The organism is Aquidulcibacter sp. (assembly GCF_020253525.1).
Taxonomy (GTDB): Bacteria; Pseudomonadota; Alphaproteobacteria; order Caulobacterales; family Aquidulcibacteraceae; genus Aquidulcibacter.
The window spans coordinates 1-6,233 of sequence record NZ_JADCBK010000098.1 but is presented as its reverse complement, the minus strand read 5'-3'; the positions used below and the strand labels follow the sequence as shown (position 1 = coordinate 6,233).

Annotated in this window: 6 protein-coding genes; 3 read left to right on the top strand and 3 right to left on the bottom strand. The window is 56.1% G+C overall.

Annotation, left to right across the window (positions count from 1 at the left end; all coding sequences use genetic code 11):
* Positions 1–113: 113 nt before the first annotated feature.
* The 3 genes from IOB61_RS11635 to IOB61_RS11625 form a co-directional block, all read right to left on the bottom strand.
* Positions 114–518, bottom strand: a complete 405-nt coding sequence (locus IOB61_RS11635) for a hypothetical protein (RefSeq protein WP_290816766.1) — start codon at positions 516–518, stop codon at positions 114–116.
* A 125-nt stretch (positions 519–643) separates the two neighbouring features.
* On the bottom strand, positions 644–1,477 hold the full coding sequence (locus IOB61_RS11630) for an SDR family oxidoreductase (protein ID WP_290816763.1): 834 nt from the start codon (positions 1,475–1,477) through the stop codon (positions 644–646).
* Between the two features lie 228 nt (positions 1,478–1,705).
* The gene (locus IOB61_RS11625; RefSeq protein ID WP_290816759.1) at positions 1,706–2,584 is read right to left on the bottom strand and encodes a shikimate dehydrogenase; all 879 of its coding nucleotides are present in this window, start codon (positions 2,582–2,584) and stop codon (positions 1,706–1,708) included.
* A gap of 287 nt (positions 2,585–2,871) precedes the next feature.
* Here IOB61_RS11625 and dctP point away from each other — a divergent pair, with 287 nt between their 5' ends.
* Genes dctP through IOB61_RS11610 form a run of 3 tightly spaced genes read left to right on the top strand, consistent with a single transcriptional unit; the run spans position 2,872 to position 5,512 of the window.
* Positions 2,872–3,732: a TRAP transporter substrate-binding protein DctP gene (gene dctP / locus IOB61_RS11620; RefSeq protein WP_290816756.1), complete on the top strand. Its 861-nt coding sequence runs from the start codon at positions 2,872–2,874 to the stop codon at positions 3,730–3,732.
* Complete coding sequence (locus tag IOB61_RS11615) at positions 3,732–4,223, top strand: TRAP transporter small permease (RefSeq protein ID WP_290816753.1); 492 nt, start codon at positions 3,732–3,734, stop codon at positions 4,221–4,223. The genes dctP and IOB61_RS11615 overlap by 1 nt, the downstream gene beginning before the upstream one ends.
* Complete coding sequence (locus IOB61_RS11610) at positions 4,220–5,512, top strand: TRAP transporter large permease (protein WP_290816750.1); 1,293 nt, start codon at positions 4,220–4,222, stop codon at positions 5,510–5,512. The genes IOB61_RS11615 and IOB61_RS11610 overlap by 4 nt, the downstream gene beginning before the upstream one ends.
* Positions 5,513–6,233: the final 721 nt, after the last annotated feature.

The following is a 6,233-nucleotide window of genomic DNA, read 5'->3' as shown; positions in this document are numbered from 1 at the left end:
AGCGCATCAAGCGCAGAACCATCCAGCACCGCCGCTTGATGCATCACCAAAACGCAGCTTAACCTTAACCACAGATGGGCCAGATACTCCGTTAGACAGCGTGCAAAGCGGTCTCAAATGATTTGACGACGGACAATTTCGGTTCCAGCGGCCTTCTCGGTCTCATAGAGGGCCAGACAGCCCGCTTGCAGTTCGTCATTGGGGTATGCGGAGTATGGCTCTTCCCACAAAGCACGCAGGCGTTGTTTGACGTCGGTGAGCGTCAGGGGTGGGCCGGGCAGGGTATTGAGGAAGGCAAGCAAGCCCTCGATAGGTATCCAGCATGGGACGGCAGCCTTAGCCACATCGTCTCTGCGGCCATCCCATTTCGTCCAAACTGAGCCTGCTCTATCAAATACTGTAACGAGTTCCTTGGCCAGTTTTTGCAGATTATGCGGATCACGCAGGTGCCGAAGTGACGGGCTGCGCACGTACTCAGCTAGGGCGGATATTACGGCGTAGATCCGATCATTACTCATGCGTGCGTCCCTGCTTCCGGTAAAGCCTGAAGCTTAAATTATTCCGCGAAGATCCAGAACGTTCCAGTTCATCCCGGGGGATACGAGATAATAAAGGTCAGGATTACCGGTGAAAAACTGAGACCCTATGAATTTTTTGCAGTCAACCAAACTGCGTCGGCGCCAAGCTCGGGCCAGCCAATCGCGCGGCTTGCCCTTGCAGCGGCTTCCGCACCCGTAAGGCTGTTGTCCCAACGTGCAGCGATGATGCGCTGGCCCGTGAAATCCCCTGCTGCGTCGGAGACAAGCCAAGTCAAGGGTGGGCCCATGACGCTTGGCCTCAGCATCGCATCCCTGGCCCAGCCTGACTCGGCGCCAATGAAAGGCGTATCAGTGGGGCCACCTGGGATCAGAACATTCACCGTGACGCCAGTGCCAGCCAACTCCGCTGCCCACACTGCCGAGCTGGCCTCCAGTGCCGCTTTGGTGGCGCCATAGGGCAATACGCGTAGCATAGTGCGGAAGGAAGTGGTGTTATTGATGATCCGTCCCCAGCCAGCCTCACGCATCATTGGCACGGCCGCACGCGTCAACAGCATTGGGGCTGTGACATTAATGGCAAAGAAGCGATCCCAGACCGGTCCGCTGAGCTCCTCAAGGCTAGGCAGTCTGGTTTCCGCATCGGGGCGCAGGCTGGATACGCCAATACCCGCATTGTTCACGAGCACTTCGACGCGGCCAAAATGGGAGATGGCGGCGGCCATGCCCGCTTCGCATCCCTTTGCCGTTGAAAGATCCGCTTCAATTGCGTGCAAATTTGGACGGGCACCATGCGCCCTCAGCAACGCATCCAGGCCCTTCGCATCGTAATCAAGTGCGGCAATGCGGTGTCCGGCAACGAGAAGCGATGCCACCATGGCGCGTCCGATGCCACCAGCCGCACCAGTAATAAGGACAATACGTGATGTCGTTCCAGCCATGGTATGTATCCCCTCGAGTTGAGGTCAGCTTAGGCTGCGTTGATCAGGAGACAAAGAGGCAGTTCCACTTACTAGCCAGTGGCGTATCCAAAGTCAGACCGCAGGTGGGCCTTTACTCCGTAAGTCATCGCGCCAATGATCTTCAAATGAGTCGACGACGGAAAGGCGCAGTGGTCTTTCGTCTGTGTGGCATGAAACTTCGGAGCGGTTGATTGTAAGCCCGATAAATCATTCCCCGCCACCGGGCGCTATCAAGGCTTCGAAGTGCTGCCGCATACGTGCGGCATTTGCGGCTTTCCCAGTGAATAAGGCGAACGCATCCGCGGCCTGGAACACCGCCATTCCTCCTCCCCCCATGCCTTGGCAGCCAAGTGCCTGTGCAGCACGTAGCCAAGCGGTCTCAAGTGGGAAATAGATGACATCGGCGACCCAGTGTTGTGCTCTGAGCATTTTGACCGGTAATGGCATTCCAGGTATTTTCAACATCCCAACGGGTGTTGCATTCACTATGCCATCAGCGGCGCAAACTTCACCTGCCAAGTCATCAGCTAGGAAGGCGCGCCCCTCTCCAAATTTTGCCGTTAAAGCAGCGAGAACCGCAGCAGTCCGGCCAGAATCCACATCGAATATCATAAGGCGCCTCACGCCAAGCGTGAGTAGCGCGTAAGCAACCGCCGCCCCGGCGCCCCCAGCTCCCAAAAGAACTACTCTGTCCAAAGCGACGGAGGAAAGACCACGTTGGAAGGCGGCGGCGAAGCCTGACCAATCCGTATTGTGGCCTATTCTTCGTCCATTATGCAGTAGCACCGTATTGACCGCCCCTAACGCCCGAGCATCATCTGATAGCTCATCAAGGAGTGGGATGACTGCTTGTTTGCAAGGGTATGTGATATTGAGCCCAGTGAAGCCCATTCTTTCCGCTGCGCGAAGCAGGTCTGGTAATGCCTGTGAGTCCAAGCCAAGCACGTCAAAATCTATCTTGCGGTAGATGAGACGGAGTGACTGCTCAGCCCCCTCCCGTTCATGCATTGTGGGTGTCAAGGATGCGCCAATTCCGGCGCCAATCAGGCCTAGTTGTAGTGCAGGCCAGGAATCGGGCAGGGCCATCAGGAAAACCTCACATTTTCTGTTCCAATCAAGCTTCACGCCACCGGCTGTCAAGAAGGTTCTTGGGTTCTATTGCCCCAAAAGGAGCCGTGGCTTAAAACCCCGGATCCAATGCATAAGCGCCCAGCCATATTGCATGTTTTCGGGAGGAAGCCATTATGAACCCAACCATCCAACGTCGTGCCGCTATCGCGGGCGCCGCAGCCCTTGCCCTTGGCTCTGCTAGTACAAGCAAAGCACAGGGACGCAAGCGCATTCGCTTTGCTGCCGTATTCTCAGACCAAGATATGCGCGCTGAAGCCATGCGTGGTTTTCAAGGTGATTTGCAATCCGAATTTGATGTTGAGCTTCATCTGAATGCGACCCTGTTTCGTCAGGGCACAGAGATAAACGCGCTACAGCGCGGCAATCTGGAAATGGCCAATCTCGCACCGCAAGATTTATCACGTCAGATCCCCGCCTGGTCTGTCATGGCATCTGCTTATCTTTTCCGTGACGCGGAACACATGCGCAAGGTTTTTGCGTCTGATATCGGACGCGACTTCAATCGCATGGCCCGTGAGCAATTGAATATTCAAGTGCTTGGGCCATTGTATTTCGGCACGCGACACGTCAATTTGCGACCGCGCAAACGTATTTCTACACCGGCTGACATGGCTGGCATTAAGCTTCGTATGCCGCCCGGTGAAACTTGGCAGTTCTTGGGTGAAGCGCTTGGGGCCAGCCCGACGCCGGTAGCCTTCGCGGAACTCTATACTGCCCTGCAGACAGGCACGGTGGATGGGCAAGATAATCCATTGCCAACCAGCAGGACGATGCGGTTTCACGAAGTGACGACGCAATTCGTGCTGACAAGCCATGTCGTGGCATATGACATGCTGTGCATGTCGTCACGTTTTTGGGACGGGTTGACCGAAGCGCAGCGCAATGCAGTGCAGGCGGCGGTGAATAAGGCGGTTGACGCAAGTACGCAGCGGCACCTGGCACAAGAGCAGGAAATGATTACGTTCTTCCGCGGTCAAGGTCTTGAGGTGTATGAGCCGAACATCGCCGCTTTCCGTGCGGAAGCGCAGCGCCGGTATTTGGCCTCCACACAGTCCCAAACCTGGCCCAGTGGCATTCTGGATCGTATCAACGCGATCCGTTGATGGGACTACTGGGCGGCATCCTTGGCTTTGCGCGGCAGCGGGCAGAAAACCTGCTCGCCGCGCTTCTCGCGGTGATGTTCGGCGCTTTCCTACTGCAAATCTTCACCCGATACGTCACCGCCGCCCCTTTGAGTTGGACCAGTGAGGTATCAACCTTCGCATGGCTTTGGGGAATCCTTTGGGGGGCTGCGCTCGTACTGCGCGATGATGAAGAAATTCGTTTCGATCTGATCTATAGTCGGATGCCCCAATCGATCCGCCGTAGCTTCGATGTCTTGGCAAGTGGCGCTGTCGTATCGGTGTTCACCTACTCCCTGCCAGCGATGGCGGACTATGTTTTTTTCATGAAGGTTGAGCGCTCTGCCTATCTTGGGATCCGCATGGATTGGGCTTTTTCCGTATATTTGATCTTTGCTATCGCCATGATCATTCGCCATTCTGCCATTATGCTGCGTAGTCTTTTCCCAGCATTGGGTGGCGCGCGTTCATGAGTGCCTTTGCGATTTGCATCATCACCCTTATTGGGCTGTCGGTTCTTGGATTGCCGATTGGGCTCGCAATGATCACTGCTTCCATCCTGTATCTTGCAGCGTCGGGGCAGGACATGTCGTTGGCTGCGGAGCAGTTGCTCAATGGGCTGAATGGCAGTTACGTTCTGTTGGCTGTGCCACTCTTTATTTTTTCCGCAGCTTTAATGAATGCGGGAAGCATGACTGATCGCTTGCTGCGGTTCTGTAACCTGCTTGTTGGGCGTTTCCGTGGCGGGCTTGGTCATGTGAACGTCGTCCAAAGTGTAATCTTTTCAGGCATGTCAGGTTCAGCCATCGCCGATGCGGCCGGTAGCGGCAAACTGATTATTGATATGATGCGTCGCGGGAATGCCTATACGGCGAGCTATGCAGCGGCCATCACGGCGGCGACGGCGGTGATTGGACCGATCATCCCGCCAAGCATCCCCATGGTGCTTTACGCGCTGATTTCGGATGCCTCCATCGGATACCTATTTCTAGGAGGCGTCATTCCTGGGTTGCTGATGGCCACTGCGCAGATGGGCGTTAATACTTGGATGGCGCATCGCCATGGTTTTCCGATTGCGGAACGGGTGCCGCTACGTGAATTGCCACGTCTGACCTGGGATGCTCTGCCTGCCCTATTGATGCCGGTGATACTACTGGGGGGCATCTATGGCGGTGTGATGACCCCAACAGAAGCCGCGGCAGTTGCGGCAGCCTATGCCTTCCTGGTCGCCGCGCTGCTCTATCGGTCGCTCTCCCTTCGGGAAGCCTACGGCACAGTGCTTGAAAGTGCACGTTCCACCGCGGCAATCGGCATGCTGATCGCGGGTGCGCTTGCCTTCAATTATGTTGTGGCAAGCGAAAACATTCCGACAACCGTGCGCAGCTTGCTCGCGGGATACGAGCTATCACAATGGCAGTTTCTGCTTGCAGTAAACATTCTGCTCCTGGTGTTAGGCTGCCTCTTGGAAGGCAGCACCATCCTGTTGGTAGTGGTGCCTGTACTTATCCCAACAGCACAAGCGCTTGGCATTGATATGGTGCATTTTGGCGTTGTGGTTGTGGTCAATATCATGATCGGGTTGGTGACACCTCCATATGGTCTTTTGCTCTTCATTGTGGCGAAGCTTTCAGATAGCTCGATAGGCGCCGTTACCCGCGACAGCCTACCCTTTATTCTGGTCATGATCGTGTCTCTCGCGGCCATTACGGCAATACCAGACCTTGTGCTGTGGCTCCCGCGCCAGTTCGGGTATCAGGGATAAAGGAAATTTGGTTTGATGCGCGTGCTCGGGGTGGGAACCGCTGGATGTAAAGCAGATGCGTCGCCTTCTGGCTAACCGCTGTCTGCGCCCCACCTTGCGCCTGAGCTGACTGATCGTGCCCTTTGCGCCTTTGCTGTGAGCAGGAGGCGGCTGTGGTGGATGATATTGTGACTGAGAGCACTCGAAAGAACGCTCCTTCGACTACTCGGCGATCGTTGGTGGAGGTTGTGACGCGCGGTGAGCCTCGGCGAATTTGGGTCCGAGGATGCACGCGCGTGTATTTTTGCTGAGGCGCAGACAAGCGGTTAGGGCTTAACTAGGGTGGTTTGCTGTGCATCCGGCTCGGAACGCACAACAGCATCCGGTCACCAAGGCGCTTCCTGGGCCTGGGCGGGCTGGTTGTTGAGCACATCGGGTAACGTGATCAGGTCAGCCAGTTCCTCACAGCCGAGGGTTTCCCGGGAGAGCAGAGCGTCGACGACGCGCGTGAGGCTCGGGAGATTAGAAGTTAACATTGCGTGCGCGTCCTGGTACGCGCGCGTCAGCAGGGCGTTTACTTCCCTTGTAACCGTTGTCTGTATCCATCGTAACCGCTGTCTGCGCCCCACTATCTTTTACCTTGACTGTTTAGGTTCTGCTCTGCGTCGGCTCATGCAGCAAGTTCAGCGCGCTTGGCATCGCGCCAGGCCCATGGCAGCAGCGCTGCAAGACTGCGGCTGCT

Coding starts and splice junctions, on each gene's coding strand:
- IOB61_RS11610 (WP_290816750.1), top strand. CDS start 4,220: ATGAGTGCCTTTGCGATTTGCATCATCACCCTTATTGGGCTGTCGGTT.
- IOB61_RS11615 (WP_290816753.1), top strand. CDS start 3,732: ATGGGACTACTGGGCGGCATCCTTGGCTTTGCGCGGCAGCGGGCAGAA.
- IOB61_RS11635 (WP_290816766.1), bottom strand. CDS start 518: ATGAGTAATGATCGGATCTACGCCGTAATATCCGCCCTAGCTGAGTAC.
- IOB61_RS11630 (WP_290816763.1), bottom strand. CDS start 1,477: ATGGCTGGAACGACATCACGTATTGTCCTTATTACTGGTGCGGCTGGT.
- dctP (WP_290816756.1), top strand. CDS start 2,872: ATGCGCGCTGAAGCCATGCGTGGTTTTCAAGGTGATTTGCAATCCGAA.
- IOB61_RS11625 (WP_290816759.1), bottom strand. CDS start 2,584: ATGGCCCTGCCCGATTCCTGGCCTGCACTACAACTAGGCCTGATTGGC.